Source organism: Sphingobacterium sp. UBA3549 (assembly GCF_002376635.1).
Taxonomy (GTDB): domain Bacteria; phylum Bacteroidota; class Bacteroidia; order Sphingobacteriales; family Sphingobacteriaceae; genus Sphingobacterium.
Genome location: NZ_DFOE01000037.1, coordinates 302,467 through 319,445, shown reverse-complemented (window position 1 = coordinate 319,445; position 16,979 = coordinate 302,467). Strand labels below are relative to the sequence as shown.

12 protein-coding genes and 1 riboswitch are annotated in these 16,979 nt (G+C 38.8%); of the genes, 4 read left to right on the top strand and 8 right to left on the bottom strand.

The window, feature by feature from the left end:
• Window positions 1-17 precede the first annotated feature (17 nt).
• Window positions 18-120: riboswitch (SAM riboswitch) on the bottom strand.
• Window positions 121-296: 176 nt separating this feature from the next.
• From B2W36_RS20160 to B2W36_RS20150, 3 genes are all read right to left on the bottom strand, one after another.
• Window positions 297-1,148, bottom strand: a complete 852-nt coding sequence (locus tag B2W36_RS20160) for a hypothetical protein (protein WP_209578548.1) — start codon at window positions 1,146-1,148, stop codon at window positions 297-299.
• Window positions 1,149-1,247: 99 nt separating this feature from the next.
• Complete coding sequence (gene rimM / locus B2W36_RS20155; protein ID WP_293884091.1) at window positions 1,248-1,772, bottom strand: ribosome maturation factor RimM; 525 nt, start codon at window positions 1,770-1,772, stop codon at window positions 1,248-1,250.
• 118 nt (window positions 1,773-1,890) lie between these two features.
• A complete protein-coding gene (locus tag B2W36_RS20150) occupies window positions 1,891-2,412 on the bottom strand; it encodes a 30S ribosomal protein S16 (RefSeq protein WP_209578546.1) in 522 nt (173 codons plus the stop codon).
• A 364-nt stretch (window positions 2,413-2,776) separates the two neighbouring features.
• On the opposite strand from B2W36_RS20150, the gene B2W36_RS20145 reads away from it, so the two are divergent.
• Both B2W36_RS20145 and B2W36_RS20140 read left to right on the top strand, forming a co-directional pair.
• The gene (locus tag B2W36_RS20145; RefSeq protein ID WP_293889377.1) at window positions 2,777-6,130 is read left to right on the top strand and encodes a UvrD-helicase domain-containing protein; all 3,354 of its coding nucleotides are present in this window, start codon (window positions 2,777-2,779) and stop codon (window positions 6,128-6,130) included.
• A gap of 7 nt (window positions 6,131-6,137) precedes the next feature.
• Window positions 6,138-9,017 (top strand): PD-(D/E)XK nuclease family protein, encoded by a 2,880-nt coding sequence (locus B2W36_RS20140; RefSeq protein WP_293889376.1) that lies wholly within the window; start codon window positions 6,138-6,140, stop codon window positions 9,015-9,017.
• A gap of 92 nt (window positions 9,018-9,109) precedes the next feature.
• Here the strand turns inward: B2W36_RS20140 and B2W36_RS20135 are convergent, their stop codons facing one another.
• The 3 genes from B2W36_RS20135 to B2W36_RS20125 form a co-directional block, all read right to left on the bottom strand.
• Window positions 9,110-9,979, bottom strand: coding sequence for a cupin-like domain-containing protein (locus tag B2W36_RS20135; RefSeq protein WP_293884099.1), 870 nt, complete (start codon window positions 9,977-9,979; stop codon window positions 9,110-9,112).
• Between the two features lie 327 nt (window positions 9,980-10,306).
• Window positions 10,307-11,077 (bottom strand): uroporphyrinogen-III synthase, encoded by a 771-nt coding sequence (locus B2W36_RS20130; RefSeq protein ID WP_209578542.1) that lies wholly within the window; start codon window positions 11,075-11,077, stop codon window positions 10,307-10,309.
• A gap of 10 nt (window positions 11,078-11,087) precedes the next feature.
• Window positions 11,088-12,062: a DUF4271 domain-containing protein gene (locus tag B2W36_RS20125; RefSeq protein ID WP_293889375.1), complete on the bottom strand. Its 975-nt coding sequence runs from the start codon at window positions 12,060-12,062 to the stop codon at window positions 11,088-11,090.
• A 123-nt stretch (window positions 12,063-12,185) separates the two neighbouring features.
• On the opposite strand from B2W36_RS20125, the gene B2W36_RS20120 reads away from it, so the two are divergent.
• Window positions 12,186-12,770, top strand: a complete 585-nt coding sequence (locus B2W36_RS20120; RefSeq protein ID WP_293889374.1) for a DNA-3-methyladenine glycosylase I — start codon at window positions 12,186-12,188, stop codon at window positions 12,768-12,770.
• A 100-nt stretch (window positions 12,771-12,870) separates the two neighbouring features.
• Here B2W36_RS20120 and hpt read toward each other — a convergent pair whose 3' ends face one another.
• On the bottom strand, window positions 12,871-13,410 hold the full coding sequence (hpt, locus tag B2W36_RS20115; protein ID WP_293884105.1) for a hypoxanthine phosphoribosyltransferase: 540 nt from the start codon (window positions 13,408-13,410) through the stop codon (window positions 12,871-12,873).
• A 27-nt stretch (window positions 13,411-13,437) separates the two neighbouring features.
• Window positions 13,438-15,612 (bottom strand): transglycosylase domain-containing protein, encoded by a 2,175-nt coding sequence (locus B2W36_RS20110; protein WP_293889373.1) that lies wholly within the window; start codon window positions 15,610-15,612, stop codon window positions 13,438-13,440.
• A 292-nt stretch (window positions 15,613-15,904) separates the two neighbouring features.
• On the opposite strand from B2W36_RS20110, the gene B2W36_RS20105 reads away from it, so the two are divergent.
• Complete coding sequence (locus tag B2W36_RS20105; protein WP_209578537.1) at window positions 15,905-16,969, top strand: Mrp/NBP35 family ATP-binding protein; 1,065 nt, start codon at window positions 15,905-15,907, stop codon at window positions 16,967-16,969.
• The last annotated feature ends 10 nt before the right edge of the window (window positions 16,970-16,979 follow it).

The window sequence follows — 16,979 nt, the reverse complement described above, 5'->3', positions numbered from 1 at the left end:
ATCGTTTATCTTCATGTAACTTATCTTTCCCACATGGAGTAGGGTAGAATTTAGCACCTTGAACAATACAGGTTGCTAAGGCTTCAACGGGTCTATTCCCTCGGCCTTTCTCTATAAGCGTTGCTAATATCGTTTTAAAAAATCAAAAGACAAAAATATTTTTTCGAAAAGACTAAAATGGCACCGAAAATAGGGCAATAAGACCTTTGGGCTCTGCTTACACGCAACAAAAGAAATGTATGCACCACCAAAAAATGTTAAAAAAACAGGCGAAAGTAAGGATCGAGAATCATTGGCTAAAGATGCGCTGCCAGGGAATTCCGTAGATTTTTGAGATAAAATGTGATTAATAAAAGTCCTGTTACGTGGTATTCCTCTTTCGATGCATATTTAAAGCCATCAAATAAATAGCGATAGGCGATCAATGCATCTTGTTCATTGTAAAACAACTCTTTCCAAGATTCCGGCACATCTGTCCACGCCTTGAGCACAATACCGTTCTCAGCATAAATAATTGGCGATTCAACACCATCCATTCGATAATCGTGATGTGTACCAGAACTTGATATATGTTGAAAGTAAGCGATGGAATAATCAACAAAATTCAATGCCCTCGCCTTGACCTCCTTTTCACTTTCTGCTCTTACGGGAGCATTCCGCCACAAATTCACTTGACTGTCAAATTTGCTTGGTGTCTCGCGTATAGGGGTTTTATCTAAGGCAAAGTTGAGATAAAGTCTTTCGGTAGTAGGTACACGCGCTGAGTTAAACTGTGAAAAATCACCTCTTAGCTGAATAAAATCTTTTTTTACCTTAACAATATCCAATGCGATGCTACCTTTTTTCTCGTCGGTCAACTCTAATCTGTCACCATTGAATCTATACTTTCCGAAGAGTAATATATCGTCGAGCGCCAAGACAAAGCGGTCTTTATTATGGAGTGAGAGAAAGGACCGATATAAAGTAGGATCATTCCCATAGGTATTTGCCTCCACATTCTGGGGAGATTCTCTCTTAAGTTTATGATATTGCTCATTCGAATAGCCCAATATCATCTGATAATTACCTTCAGGAAACTCCTTTTTCTTTCCAAAGAAAGCACAAGAAGACAGTGAAAATAGGAATAGCAGGAGTAATAACGATTTCAAAATCAATTAATAATTATGGCAAAATAATATATGCCAATATAATAAATTACTGCGATAGTCTATGAAAGGCTATTCATTTATATAAGCCTAAGGATATACTTATTCTTTATACAGATCCACTAAGCCTTCTGGCAATTCAACTTCAATAATCTCCTCTTCGCCATCAATACCTAAGATCAAATCGTCCGAAAGTGGGAACATCAGCTCCTTGCCATCCATATCTACGGTAGCAACAAATTGTTGTGGAAACTCCTGAACATCTGTTATTCTCCCCAGTTCACCATGGTTTTCATCAATTACTAAAAAACCGATTAAATCCGTATATCTAAAATCATCTGGATCACGCTCCGGCATTTTATCATTGGAAAGATATAGCTTTTTACGTACAAGTATTTGAGCCTTATCAATATGATCCACATCCTCGAATGTCACATAAGCGGTACTGTTCTTTTGAAATTTGATGGCGTCAACAAAATAAGGAACAAGCTTTTTGTTCACTTCCACGAAGACGACATCCATATCCAAACTCTCGTATTCTTCGAATTCAAAAAATAGCTGTACTTCTCCTTTAAGCCCTCTTGTTTTGCTGATATAACCGATGTAAAAGCTTTGATCAATAGTCATATTTTCGTATTTAGCAATTAGATGTAAGACATGATAATGGCAAACTATAGCCTATAGGCTGTTTCAAAAAAAGCCGGCTCAAGGTTGAGTCGGCTTTCTCGAATACTTTATGAAAGAATTAACCTTCAGTTTCTTCTGATGCAGGAGCTTCAGTCTCTTCAGCAGGAGTTTCTTCCGCTACAGGAGCATTTTTAGCAGCTACAGCAGCAGCTTTTTCTTCTTTTTTCTTAGCTTCAGCAGCTAAAGCAGCATTTCTAGCATCAGCTTTAGTTTGTGCTAAACCATCTTTTTTACCAGAGATTCTTGCATCATTAGCTTCAGTCCAGGCTGCAAATTTAGCTTCAGCAGCAGCTTCATCAAAAGCACCTTTTTTCACACCACCTTGCAAGTGTTTTTTGTAAAGAACACCTTTGTAAGAAAGGATAGCGCGAGCTGTGTCAGTCGGTTGAGCACCTTTGTTCATCCAGTCCAAAGCTTTTTCAAAATCCAAAACGATCGTTGCTGGATTAGTGTTTGGGTTGTAAGAACCAATACGTTCAATGAATTTACCGTCACGTGGAGCGCGAGAATCCGCTACGACTACGTGGTAAAAAGGACGTCCTTTTTTACCGTGTCTTTGCAATCTGATTTTAGTTGCCATTTTTTAATTTATTTTATGTATTCAACATATCCCCCGAGCTTCATACTAGAGGGGATGCAAAGATAGTTATTTTTTTCTATTCATAAACATAATTTTATAAACTTCGCTGAAAATGACATCCTTAACACCTTGAACACCCCTTTTAGAACATATCTCATTGCACCAGCTCTGCCGTCAACACCTAAAGTAATGTGTACAGCTGTTGGCTTCGCCCGAAGGCAACACCTACTCATATTACGACACCAGTATATATCATAAAACAATAATTTGGTTAATAAATTAGAATCAAATTAAGGCTGTTTTCTCAATTAAAATAATCTTCCTCATTTTTGCCAATTCACTTTTTACTTTCTACCTTCATTCTATGAAATCCGTTGCGCCATTAAAAATATTAAAAGCTTCAGCCGGTTCGGGGAAAACCTTTAGCTTGACTTTACATTATCTCACCCTTCTCCTATCCAACGAGAATAGCTATAAGGAAATTTTGGCGGTGACATTCACCAATAAGGCAACTGCCGAAATGAAGGAACGTATCCTATCGGTACTCCATGGCCTGGCAACAGGCCATCCTAGCCCTAAAATTGAAGATTTCAGAAAGTTATTACTGGCACAACAGCCAGGTTGGACTTCACATCTTGTGCAGGAGAAAGCTCACCGTGTTTATCGCCGTATCTTACATGATTATAGTCATTTTACGATAAGTACAATTGATGGTTTCTCCCAAAAGGTCATCCGCGCGTTTACATATGAACTTAATCTTGATGCGGCTTACAAGATTGAAATGAATGTCAATAAAGTGAAAAATGAGCTGACAGTTATGCTCAATCAATTACTGGATGAGCGCCCCGATCTACTCGATTGGATTATAACTTATGCTGAAAAGAAGATAGCAAAAAATGAAAATTGGAACTACCGTCAGCAATTAATGAGTTTGGCGAGCCTTATTTTTTCTGAAAATTTCCAGGAATTTGATAGTTATATCAACTCAGCAAATCCCAAGGAGGTTTTTAATATCCTTAATCAGGAGATTGAACAGAAGATAAGCGCATTTACCGAAGCGCTATCCATGACAATTGAAGCGTTTAGTGAGACATTCAAAAAATTCAACCTCACTGAAAGTGACCTGAAGGGTAAATCGCGCAATAAGATAATCTCAGCTAGCAAAACCAGCAAAAAGACGGAAAAACTCAGCGCTTCTGAAATTGCCAAGATAATAGAAAAATACCTTCTGTTAATCGATAATGAAGATGCTTTTACGGATAGTGACAAAAATATACGTCATGATCTTATGGCTGCGTTCAGCCCTATCTTGGCGTCCTTCCAAAAGTTACACGACAACCTATCTGCTTACATTGCCTATCAAGCGGTACAGAATAACCTCTATTACCTGCGTTTACTCAAAGAAATGAGCGATTTACTGACACAGTGGCGACGCGACAATGGTGCCCAGTTAATTTCCGATTCTCAGATTCTGTTAAACAAACTCGGACTTGATGAAAATAGCGACCCAACATTTATCTGGGAGAAAATCGGCAATCGCTTTAACTACTTTTTGTTTGACGAATTTCAGGATACTTCGCGCATTCAATGGAAAAACTATAGTCCGCTACTGATCAATGCATTGGCAGATGCCAAAGGTACTGTCAGCGAACACCTGATTGTAGGAGATGTTAAACAAAGCATCTATCGCTGGCGGAATGGCGATTGGCGAATTTTACTCCAACAGGTAGAACAACAAATTGTCCATGCCTTTCACTTGGACAACGATAGCAAAACAACCTTTATCGAAAACGGAAGTCTCGATACCAATTTTAGAAGTCTTCCAAATATTATTCATTTAAACAATTACCTATTTAACAGTATTCCAAAACATTTGCAACAGGTATTAAATGAAAAAGTATCCGAAAGCCTGGATGAAGAAGGCAAACAGTGGTGGGCTTCCTCAGGCAATGATAGCATGCTTGTCAAAGCGTATGAAAACAGCCAACAGGAGGTGCCTGAACATAAAAAAGGAAAACTTGACCAATTAGGTTCCATTGAGATCTCCTACATTCCCGTTACTGATGGACGCTACAGACGAAATCAGGTTATCGAAGAATCACTTGTAAATTTATGCCAAAAAATAAGCGAATGGCTACTCGACGAACGCTATCAACCCCAACAGATCGGTATTTTAGTGCGTAGTAATTCACAAGCCAAGTTGGTTATCCAGAAACTCATGGATTTCAAAAAACAGCAACAGCTCACGTTTGAAGTCATATCAGGAGATGCGCTGTCGCTAGCCAGCAATGATGCCGTTTTACTACTGATCGAAACGCTGAAAGCATTAGTCTATAATTCGGAGAAACATACCATTCATAAAGCAAAGATCGTCTATCTCTATCAGCATATACAGAATAATACGACCGTTGATCAGAATGCATGGTTAAAATTTGCCACAAATGACATCCATGAGCTTAAAGATTTTCTACCTCAAGCCTTAATTGACTCTTGGGAAATGGCACAGAAACAGCCATTGGTCCACTTGATTGAAAAGCTTATCGAAATCTACGGTTTCACAACCACGGACAATATTCACCTCCCTTACCTCCTCGCATTCAAAGATATGATCTCAACGTTTTCCACGAATGGCGAACGTGGCATTATACAATTCTTAGAGTTCTGGGAAGAAGATGGCAACCGGGCTGTACTCCCTTCCAATGGAGAAATCAATGCGATTGAGGTAACGACGATACACAAATCAAAAGGGCTGGCTTATGACGTGGTCATGATTCCATTTTGTTCATGGGATCTCGACGGCATGATCAACGGCGATTTTTGGATTGAAACATCCGAAACTCCATTTGCTCAATTGGGAAAAATTCCAATCAAATACACATCTACCGTCGGCAAATCTATATTCTTCAAACAATATTTTGAAGAGATGCTATTCAACTACATGGACGCCCTTAATACGTTCTATGTGGCAACAACCCGCGCCGTTGAACACCTTTATATTACTGCTCCGTGCTTTAAAGAATCCGTCGACAAAAAGACAGGAGAGATTACAGGCTATGATAAGAAAGACGAATACATAAGCGATGTGCTCTTCCAAGTCTTAGAGACTCCAGAATCCCCGTTTAAACTCGAAAATAAAGTCTTATATATTGATCAGATAATCCAAAAAAGAAAAGCGAAGTTTCGAAATGACCGTATTATTTCGTTAAGCCATTATCCCATTTCCAAAGAACTGGAAATGGCTTTAGAAAAAGCGAGTACGCGAAGTATCAATGATATTATGATGTTGGAAAAAGCGGCACAGTATGGCATATTGGCACATGATATTATGGCTCAGATTTCAAACGAAGAAGACATCCATAAACTGGTTGGCCAACTGATCCAGGAAGGTATCCTTTCCAAGGAGGAGCAGCCCTTCCTCATGCAGGAGATCAATCAAATCTGGAAGCATCCCATCATTAATAAATGGCTTACCGGAAACTATAAGATCTGGAATGAGGCCAGTATCATTACCGCCAAGGGCGAAACCATTCGGCCGGATAAGGTCTTCACTTCCAAAGAGGAAACAATCGTACTCGATTTCAAGTTTACGCAGACAGATTATATCGGACATCAGTATCAAGTCGATAACTACAAAAAAAATCTAGAGAATCTAGGCTACAACAATGTTAGGGCCTTTCTCTATTATGCAAAATCAAATCAATTAATTGAAGTAAAATAATAGCACGATGCAGACAGCCTTTCTAAAATTAGTAGCAACAGATATTCAAAAACGTTTTGGAAACGATCTGAGTGAGATTGCCATCGTCTTTAATAATAAACGCCCGATTACCTATCTCAAAAAATATCTTTCTGAAGTATATGGACAGGCGATCTGGTCTCCTCAGTTTTTTACGATTCAGGAATTTTTTAGACGTTCGACCGATGATACCGAAGCCAGTCCTTTGGCACAATTTTTCCACCTTTTTAATATCCATAATGAGTTATTGGTGATTGAAGGAAAACAACCAGAAACGTTGGAAGAGTTTTACCCAATTGCCGAAATAATACTGAGTGACTTCGGCCAGCTCGATTATGATCTTGCTCCTATTGAGCAGATCTATCTAGAACTTTATGACAACACCAAAATCGACATTGCTTTTCAACATCTAACCCAAGAACAGCAAGGATTTATACGTCAATTTTGGCAGTCTTTTTCCATTGCTGGACATAGTGGCGTACAGGAGCGCTTTCTACAACTTTGGAAAAGACTACCTGTGTTGTATAATCGATTTAAAGAAAAGCTTAAAGCAGAAGGACAAACCAACTATCCAACCATTTACCGCGATCTAGCTGAAGGCAAAGCTACGCATCAGCAATTTGCATCCTCCTACCAACATATCCTTTTTGTCGGTTTCAATGCATTAAACAAAGTCGAAGCAAAATTATTCAGGCAATGGCAAGAGGAAGGCCGCGCCCTATTTTACTTTGATGCCGATGCCTATTATCTGGAAGACACCATGCAGGAGGCCGGGCTATTTATTCGTCGAAATATTTTCCAAACAGGCTTGGTCAATGCCCTCGGCGATAGCCCGAATATTATTGGCAATAGAACTTCAACCGTAAATCTATATGCTAGCACCGGGAAGATCAGCCAAACAAAATTACTGCATGATATCCTCGAACAGCACAAGAATATGGAGCAGACGTCCGCTATTCTTCTAGCAGATGAAAATTTACTTGTCCCTTTACTGCAAAGTTTACCAGATGTAAAACCTAATATCACTACGGGCTACCCCTTGACGCAGTCTCCTATTTATGGCATACTGGATCTATGGATGGAGGTACATTTGGAGATATCACAGTTTAAAAGACGGAAACTTCCCTATCAAATCATAGAGACCTTCATAAATCATCCCCTGAGTATGGTTTCCTTGGCAGATAAACTTCAGATTCAGAAAGAGATTGCCGACAAACAACTCTTCGAGATCACATTGGAAGAGCTTCATTTCAAAAGCTCCTTACCACAATTTTTTGTACCTATCGAAAATTCAGCTCATTTGGTACCAGCGCTCATCCTGCTCGTCGATGATTTGTTACATAGTATCTCATCTCAAGAGCGCATCCGCCAAATTGACAACAATCTCCTAATCGAAACAAAAAAAATCCTGAACCAGCTTTTACTAGGCTTTGAAACTGTTGCCCCGTTAAGTATCAGCTTCCAGATCGGTTTGATAAAAAAAGCCATTGCTCCCATAAATTCTGCCATAGAAGGGGACCCACTCGAAGGCATACAAATCATGGGGCTCTTGGAAAGCCGCTGTTTAAATTTTGACAACATCTATATCTTGGGGGCTAATGAGGGCATTCTACCCAAAACATCCAATTCACCGACCTTTATACCCAATAGTCTGAGGAGCGCGTACGGTCTTCCTATATTGGAAAATCAGAATGCCCTATCGGCCTATTTGTTTTATCGTCATTTTCAATACAGTGAGGGAATACATATTTTCTACAATGGTTTAGTTGACGAAAGCTCCACTGGTGAAGAAAGCCGGTTTATCAAACAGCTAGAATTTGAAAGCAAATTTCAGTTTGACCGAAAAGTTCAACAACAGCCCATCCAATTTGCAGATAAAGCGCAAGAGATCGTTATCCAAAAGCATGGCGAAATATGGAAAAAAATGTACGAGGACTTTATCGTTAACCAGAAAAAGATATCGGCGACCGCACTGACGACATACCTCCAATCTCCATTACAGTTTTTCCTAAAACATATTGCCAACATTAAAGAGCCACCTTCACTCTCTCAGGAATTTGAAATGAATAAGCTCGGAACAGTCATCCATAATGTCATGGAGGATATATTTTTACCCTTCAAAGGGAAACAGGAGTTTACATCAACACATATGCTACGCGGGCAGATAGACCGTATCGAAGCATATGTGACCCGAGAAATAGGCATTCAATATCAGATTGAATTAAAAGAAGAAAAGGACTTAAATAGCTTGCAGCGGATCATGCTGAAAATTGCCTCCGAGTATGTCAAAATGTATCTCGAATATGACATCAATAACTATAAGTCATTTCGGATTATTGAACTTGAAAACGACACCGATTATATCTTACCATTCCCACTTCAAATCAATGGAGAGCAACATCAAGTCTCACTATACGGTATTATTGACCGTGTAGACGAGGTAGTAACACACGACGACCGTATTATCAGTAGAATTGTCGATTACAAAACGGGCGGAGATTCGATTCTATTCAAAGAAATCGATCAAGTATTTGCTCCCAATACCGAAAATAAAGCCATGGTGCAGACGCTACTTTATGCCTATGTATTTGAACAGAAAACAGGGAGAAAACACCTTGAACCTCATCTCTACGTTGCGCGGAAAATGCGGGAAGAGGGAACCTTATTCAGTGGTAAAGAGGGAATATTGACCGACGAATTTCTCGCATTCCAAAAAGAGAATTTTATCAGATTCTTACGCGATATCCTACAAGAAATCTTTAATCCGGATGTTCCATTTCGGCATAATCCGGACACAATAGTTTATCCAAGCGATCCCTATACCTTATTTTATCGAGAAGCAAGCAAATGGGCCGAAGCAGAAGAATAAAAGGAAATACGGTTTGACAGGAGAGGTCAAACTAATCTTTTGTAATCAATACGTTAATATAGAAAGGAGACATTTGGTGTCCCCTTTCTATATTAACGTACTTTTCTTTTTATTGCATTATTAGCGCGACGTTTCGCTGTATTGATTTTATAGTTGAACCAATGCCCTTTGAAGATCTTTCGCATCGTATTATCAAAATGTCTTGTGATAAACAAGTTGCGCGCACCCTTCAATTTCTCGCTGATTGAATTTGCTAAAGCCCTAACGGAAATTGAATACCCTTCAGTTTCATATTGAATATAATGCCACCATCCTGCGGGCATATACAAAGTCTCTCCAGGGTGAATAACTGCCTCGTAGCCATCCAAATACTTAATCCCAGGATATTCCTCTACATTACTGTATTTTGGATTGGCAATACTATGAAAATTGTATGGCAATTTGTACATCAAATCAGATTGATCATTTGGGAAAAGCCAAATACGCTTTAACCCCTGAAATTGAGAGATAAACACATGTGACATATCAATATCGAAATGATTACGGGTACTCGAACCTTCACCACCAAAGAACATAAATGGCAACCATTGCAATACCTTGCCACCTGTGACATCGTTATAAATAACGTCATGCTTCAGTTCAGGACGAATTTTAAGCAGATTGAACAAAAACAATCGTAACTCCGTAGGTTCTTTTGTAATCAGGTCCAAATATTCTGCAAATGTCATATGGCCAACAGGAGCGCTCGCAGCACGGTCCATCGATTCCTCCTCTTTTCCGTAGACATCTATTTTTATATCTCCTGCAATTTCTTTAAAGTAATCATAACTCCATTTCTTCCACGCTGGACTTTCTGCACTTATAAAATCTGATATAATGACAGGAAAACCTGGTTTCAGATAATTTTTTAGGAAGTCCTCTGATCGAATGCCCGAAATTTTATCAACTTGCTTTAACTTCACGACTGATTAATTTTGCTTAATTACAAACATAAAAAAATATTTCTACCAAATTTCAAAAATACCACCTATGCGTTATTTTACATAGAATGAATTATATTAAGCAATTTAATAGAAATATACTTAAAATCTCAATGACCTTCGTCATTTTATTATATTTTAACACCTCCGATCCAGCTAAACATCAGTCCATAGCTCAATAGACCAACATAAGGAAGCTTCTGTTTACCGATCTTATGCCCCAACAGCCCTTAGCTTGCCAAGCTCTCTACAGATAACAAAAAAAAGGGTCTTAAGAACCCTTTTCCATATTTACCTTTTGCTAGGCTATTATTTATTTACCTTTTTGATGTATTCTTCAACAGCCATAGTCATACTAGGAGCTTTTGGCGTTGGAGCAGGAATATCTAAAATCAATCCATGATCCAAAAGTGCCTGTTGAGTAGAAGCGCCGAATGCTGCAATCCTTGTATTATTCTGTTTAAAATCTGGGAAGTTATCATATAAAGACTGTACACTGGAAGGACTAAAGAACACGATAACATCGTAAAAAACATCCTTTAGGTCAGTCAAATCGCTTACAACAGTTCTAAAAAGCACAGCTGGTGTAAACTTATAGCCGTTTTGCTGTAACCAGTTCCTGGTCTCCTCATTCGCTACATCCGAACATGGAAATAGGAAATTCTCACTTTTGTGTTTTTTCAACACGTCTTCAAGGTCTTTCGCGGTCTGTTTACCAAAGAAAATCTTTCGTTTCCTATATTGAATATACTTTTGAAGATAAAGCGCAATGGTCTCCGAAATGCAGAAATACTTCATCTCTGCAGACACTTCAAATCGCATCTCTTCGCAAACTCTAAAATAATGATCTACAGCATTTCTACTTGTAAATATTACGGCAGAATAATCTGCCAAATTCACTTTATCCCTACGCACATCTTTGGCAGGAACTCCCTCTACGTGTATAAAACCTCGAAAATCTAATTTTAACCCGTATTTCTTTGCTAAATCATAATAAGGGGACTTATCGTTTTCAGGTTTCGGTAAAGTTACCAGTACACTTTTTACCTTCTTTGCTCTTTCTACGTCTGAAGTTTGCATATAACCACTTTTAGCTCAATAATCTTAATAGTATTAATATTGGTGCTATTTCTAGGCAACAAAGGTACAAAATTAAATAGGAAATTGAAAATTTATACATCGACATAATATGAGCCGCTGTCTTAAGAAATCGATAACAAAAAAGTAATGCCGCTCCAACAATGGCCAAGTGCAGTACAACACCTACCGATGTTAAGGGGACAAGACTCAATATTAATAGTACAGGAAGCATTAAAAAAAGTGTATTGAAATAAATCAGATACAGCACTGTCACATATTCCTTTACCAACTTCCTAATTTCAAACACAAAGGAGAGGAATCGAATAAATCCGATTTTTAACGCAAATAAGCCGCCAACCATGCCCACCGTTTTCATATAATTGGAGAACGTGATAAAATCAAATCTATCTAACTCATAGGCATAGAATAGACTCACAAATAAGCCCAATGCTCCTGAAAATAATATAAATAGAAAAATAAAAGGCCATGACGTCAAGATGGTGTCCTCTTTGCTCACCGATAGCAACACCCGATCATCCCAATACCCCTGAAAAACCAATTTGATATCAGAAGGGAAAAATATCCGAATCATCCCAACACCAAAAATTAATGCAAGAACTGTGAAAAGAATCCAATTTTCCCGGTGAACTTTAAGTGTCCCATATTGTCTATCCAACTTGCTAGTTCGCAATTCTCCTTGAAAATATTGCTGCACATCGAAGCTATAAATATTATGAACCATTAACCCCTCCCTTTCCACTGTTACAATTCGATATTGATCCTGTAACGCTGGATTCAAGGATGCCAAAACTTCCTCATTAGGCGTTAAAAGCGAATCCTTTACAACATGTGTACTATCAATCCCAATTGTGCTACCGTCTTGAACAACGTTTCGATAAGTACGCCCCTGCGCATTCAATTTCGTTATTGCGAATAAAAGAAATAGTACAAATAGAATATGATATTTGAAAATAGCTGCGTTCATTAAAATGAATTGTCTTTTAACGGCAATGAAATATTCAAGAACCGTCTATAATCGAAACTCTTTAATTGTGGTCGTAAAGTTAGGATAAAAAGTTATATTGCATTCAAAAAATCTTCATAGAACATGCACAAAGAAATCACACGCTGCCAATGGTGCGGATCTGACGAACAATATGTTGCCTATCACGATAACGAATGGGGCCGACAAGTCAAAGATGATAAAACCTTATTCGAGTTTTTAGTATTAGAATCAGCACAAGCGGGATTAAGCTGGATTACTATCCTACGTCGAAGAACGGCATACCAAGAAGCTTTTGCTAACTTTGATGTCGATCAGATAGCAAACTACAATAATGAAAATGTAGCACAGTTACTCGCCGACTCTGGGATCATAAAACATCGCAATAAAATTGAGTCAACCATCACAAATGCGAGGCTTTTCAAAAAAGTCCAGGCCGAACATGGCAGCTTTTACAACTATTTATACAGCTTCTTACCCGAAGAGCAGCCCATCGTAAACCATTGGTCCAGTTTACAACACGTACCAGCTACTACTGATATTTCTGATAAAATCGCCAAAGATATGAAGAAAAAAGGTTTTAAGTTTTTTGGATCTACCATCTGCTATGCCTACATGCAGGCCGTTGGAATGGTAAATGATCATGTTGAAATTTGCTCTTTTAAATATCCTGCAGATGCAGTATCATAAACACAAAAAAACACCAGTGCACTGCAATGTGAAATAGCGCAGTGCACTAAAAATCAAAGAAAACTTCTTTGTTTCAAACTCTTAGAACATCCCGTTTTTTCTAACCAGGTATGTTTTTATAGATATCGGGCAGATTCCGGCCTAGCCCGTTAAAGTCCATGCCATACCCGACCACAAATTCTTTACTTATTTCAAACCCAACATAATTCAATTCCTCGAAATGATACTGCAGCGCGTCAGGTTTCACCAAAAGCGCACAGGCAATGACACTCGCTGGATTTAATTTTTTTACCGCATCCAACGTATGTTTGAGTGAATGCCCAGAGTCGACAATATCTTCCACGATAATCACATCACGCCCTTCCAGATCAATACCAAGCCCTAAAAGCTCATTTAACTCAGATTGGCCTGTTCCGATGTACGATGCCAATTTAATAAATGACATCTCGCACGGAACTTCAATTTGCTTGAGCAAGTCTGCCATAAACATAAAACATCCATTCAATACGCCTATAAAAATAGGCTGTTTATGCTCATAACGCAGACTTATATCGATACCCATCAGGCGAACACGCTTCTGAATCTGCTCCTCTTCAATGAGAGGCTCAAATAACAATCCGTCAATTTCTATGTTTCTCATGCTATTATTATTCTTTCATGACACACACTACTTTTGTGCATCCTGATCTTTTTCCTCTTTTTTACGCCCCAATATCTTGTCAAATAACGATCGCTTTGGCTTATCCTGCTCACCGGTTTCCTCGTCCTTCTTTTCCGTGAGATCCATTTTGTTTAATTTCTTTGGAACAGATACACTTTCGAGATTGTCGCCAGGAGGGCTGCTATCAAGACGATCGAACAACAACGGATCTTCACCCATATCGAATATATCGACAGAATCCACCACAGCCGGTCTTGCTGCACGCAGGTGTGGTTGCAGAACAACCTCATAAAACCCATAATTTGAGGTTGTTGAATCCACGCTAATCTGTCCGGTTTTCGTCATAATATGACCGTAAGTATTAAAATACCGCAACATATTCCCTTTTAAGTGACCTGTCCAGTCAAAAAAGTTCAACCCTTTTTTAGGTCGTGGAACAATACTTGACAAAAATATACTCTCTCCAAGGCCTAATTGTGCTGGAGTTTTTCCAAAATAATAGCGTGCAGCTTCGGTAATGCCATAGACATTATTTCCCCATTCGATCACATTGAGATAAACCTCGTACATGCGTTTTTTGCTCACTTGCTGAGAGCGCTCCATCAGCCATACCAACAGAATTTCCTCCAGCTTCCGTACAACCGTCTTATTGCGATTTAGAAAAACATTTTTCACCAGCTGCATCGATATTGTGCTGGCTCCACGCTTAAATCCTTTTTCCTTGATGTTTGTAACAATGGACAATTTAAAAGCCTTCTCTTCGAAGCCCTTGTGCTTAAAGAAAAATGGGTCCTCGGTATTGATCAAGCTAATTTGCATATAACGGGAGATTTGATCGATAGGCGTAAAATTGCGATTCTGTGGGCCCACAACGATCTCCCGCATCGGCTTGCCATCTTCATAAGCGGTATACGTGAAAGGAGTGTTTAACATTGCAATATTAGCCTCTCCCCATTTCACGACCTTTAAATCCTTATCGTCCATTTTAGAAGAGAAAAGGAGATTTTCAGGCTTCTTAAATTCAAGAGCAAAATTCAGGTCATATTGAATGTGCCCCTCCACCTGAATTCCTTCCAGACCTGGAAACAATCCAACTGGTATAGCATCAAAAAAGTGTTGCGCTTCTATCTTATCCGTATGAATAGCCAAAAAGAGCTCTTTCTCGGGTTTGTGAATATATTTAACGTAGGGAGAAAACACAAAATCTTTGACCTTTACCGTACTTTCTTTGCTTACTTCGAGAGAAGACGCTCCGATATTCAGAGCCCCCTGCATTTGGGCCTCAGGAAAGATCACATCTTTACTAGAAATACGCCTATGATTTACTTTTAAATTTTTAAATCCCCATTGCCCATGCAGTTCCAGCAATTCCTTATTTCTTCTGTGTGCTTTGTCCAATCGGAAGGATATTTCATCAAAACTTACAGCAAGACCAAATTTGCGTTGCAATAGGGGAAGATTTACGCCCTTCTTATCAGAAAAAAGACGGAGGTCACATTCTTGATTATCCGAATCAATTGTTCCCGTTAGATTCCAGGCGGCCTCATGATCGTTTAACAAAAATTTAGTTTCCATATCACCGCCATCGATCACAGCAGAAGGAATAACAACACGTTGTGAAGTGCTGTCATCACGATAAGAAAGTTCAAGGCTCTTCAGATCGAGATCATTGGGAATTTTAAAAAACACATTTTTCAACAATCGATCTGCCAAAGCTGCCAGATTCTGTTTCGGATTATCATTTTCTATTGTGTCTTTCTTCTGCTTTTTAAACAGAAAATCGTAGTTACTAATTGAATCCTTTTTTATAAGAGAAACCGTACCGTGATCTAAAATAACCTGTCCCAACTTCACATCCCCGAATAATAAGGGCCATAATTTTACCGATACTGTCAGATCATTAATTTGAGCCAATTGGTCTCTATTTTTAGGCAATAATTGGATATTCTTAAACTGTACAGCATTAATTCCACGGAAAGCATAGTATTGGATCTTCAAATCCAAATCATATTTTTCAAGCAACTTCGCTTTTGCTTTGTTGATTACCCCCATGAGCATCACATCTCTTTTTTGATAAGCATACGCGCCAACTGCAAACGCCAAAACCAAAATAGCAGCTAAAGAGATATAAAGCCATCGCCATTTGCGGGACTTAAAAGATGTTATAAATCGATTGGACATAATTATTACTAAATGCAAACTCATGCATATCAACAGTCAAACTTAGATAAATTTGGCTGTATATACAATTATAATTCACGGAAACGATGGTCGCTTTTATCCGTGACTTCAGCACGACAAATTTATTGACAAACGCATTAATTACATAAAAATGAAAATGTTCCACGAAAGCGATCTTTCCTAAAAGCCAGCCCTATATCCAGTAACTTTAATCCCATTAAAAACAGAGAAATGACATGAAATTGATCCGCAATGAGTAGTTTTGTAATCCATGATTACAAATGAACAATAGATGGTTACCAAAGAACAAATATTAAATGCATTATCCTATGTAGAAGAGCCTGATTTGAAAAAGGATCTTGTCACATTGAATATGATTCAAAATATCGGGATCGAAGGTGAAAAAATTTCTTTCGATGTCATTTTAACTACTCCCGCTTGTCCACTTAAGGACCATATTGAACACGCGTGCCGAAACGCCATCGCTCATTTCATCGACAAAAATCTCGAAGTTCAGATCAACATGACATCCAATGTGATCGGGAAACAAGGCGCACAGGTTTCAGGCATTAAAAACATCATCTTGGTTTCCTCAGGAAAAGGTGGAGTTGGAAAGTCAACTGTTGCCGCCAATTTGGCGCTTGCTCTCCATGCTAAAGGAGCTAAAACAGGACTTTTAGACGCTGACATCTATGGACCTTCACTTCCGATTATGTTTGGCCTAGAAGGTGCTAAACCCGGATCAGTAGAAATGCCTGATGGCCAGGTTAAAATTGAACCGCTTGAAAAATTTGGACTAAAATTACTTTCAATCGGATTCTTCACCGACCCAAACCAGCCTATCCCATGGCGTGGCCCCATGACCACCTCTGCAATCAAGCAACTCTTTAATGATGCACACTGGGGTGAACTCGATTATCTAGTGGTTGATATGCCGCCAGGTACAGGCGACATCCATATTACCGTATCACAAACTTTCCCGATTGCGGGCGCAGTGATCGTCACTACTCCGCAGCAAGTTGCCCTAGCTGACGCTGTCAAAGGTATAGGTATGTTTTTAATGGATAGTATCAATATTCCGTTACTGGGCGTGGTGGAAAATATGGCTTATTTTACACCAGCGGAGCTTCCTGATAATAGATATTATATTTTTGGAAAAGACGGCGGAAAAAGGTTAGCTGAAGAATATAAAGTACCTTTCCTTGGCGAGATACCACTATTAAAGGGTATTTCTGATGCTGGAGATAATGGATTCCCCATTGCGATAGACAACGAAGATCCTGTAACAAAATCATTTCTGACGATTGCAGAAAAAGTTGCTCAGCAGCTTTCCATCATTCATAGTCAGTTAAAATAGCTATTCAAAG

Bases quoted from the DNA above. Each gene is read 5' to 3' on its own strand.
- B2W36_RS20120 (WP_293889374.1), top strand. From the start codon at position 12,186: ATGCACAAAGAAATCACACGCTGCCAATGGTGCGGATCTGACGAACAA.
- B2W36_RS20150 (WP_209578546.1), bottom strand. From the start codon at position 2,412: ATGGCAACTAAAATCAGATTGCAAAGACACGGTAAAAAAGGACGTCCT.
- hpt (WP_293884105.1), bottom strand. From the start codon at position 13,410: ATGAGAAACATAGAAATTGACGGATTGTTATTTGAGCCTCTCATTGAA.
- B2W36_RS20110 (WP_293889373.1), bottom strand. From the start codon at position 15,612: ATGTCCAATCGATTTATAACATCTTTTAAGTCCCGCAAATGGCGATGG.
- B2W36_RS20130 (WP_209578542.1), bottom strand. From the start codon at position 11,077: ATGCAAACTTCAGACGTAGAAAGAGCAAAGAAGGTAAAAAGTGTACTG.
- rimM (WP_293884091.1), bottom strand. From the start codon at position 1,772: ATGACTATTGATCAAAGCTTTTACATCGGTTATATCAGCAAAACAAGA.
- B2W36_RS20105 (WP_209578537.1), top strand. From the start codon at position 15,905: ATGGTTACCAAAGAACAAATATTAAATGCATTATCCTATGTAGAAGAG.
- B2W36_RS20145 (WP_293889377.1), top strand. From the start codon at position 2,777: ATGAAATCCGTTGCGCCATTAAAAATATTAAAAGCTTCAGCCGGTTCG.
- B2W36_RS20140 (WP_293889376.1), top strand. From the start codon at position 6,138: ATGCAGACAGCCTTTCTAAAATTAGTAGCAACAGATATTCAAAAACGT.
- B2W36_RS20125 (WP_293889375.1), bottom strand. From the start codon at position 12,062: ATGAACGCAGCTATTTTCAAATATCATATTCTATTTGTACTATTTCTT.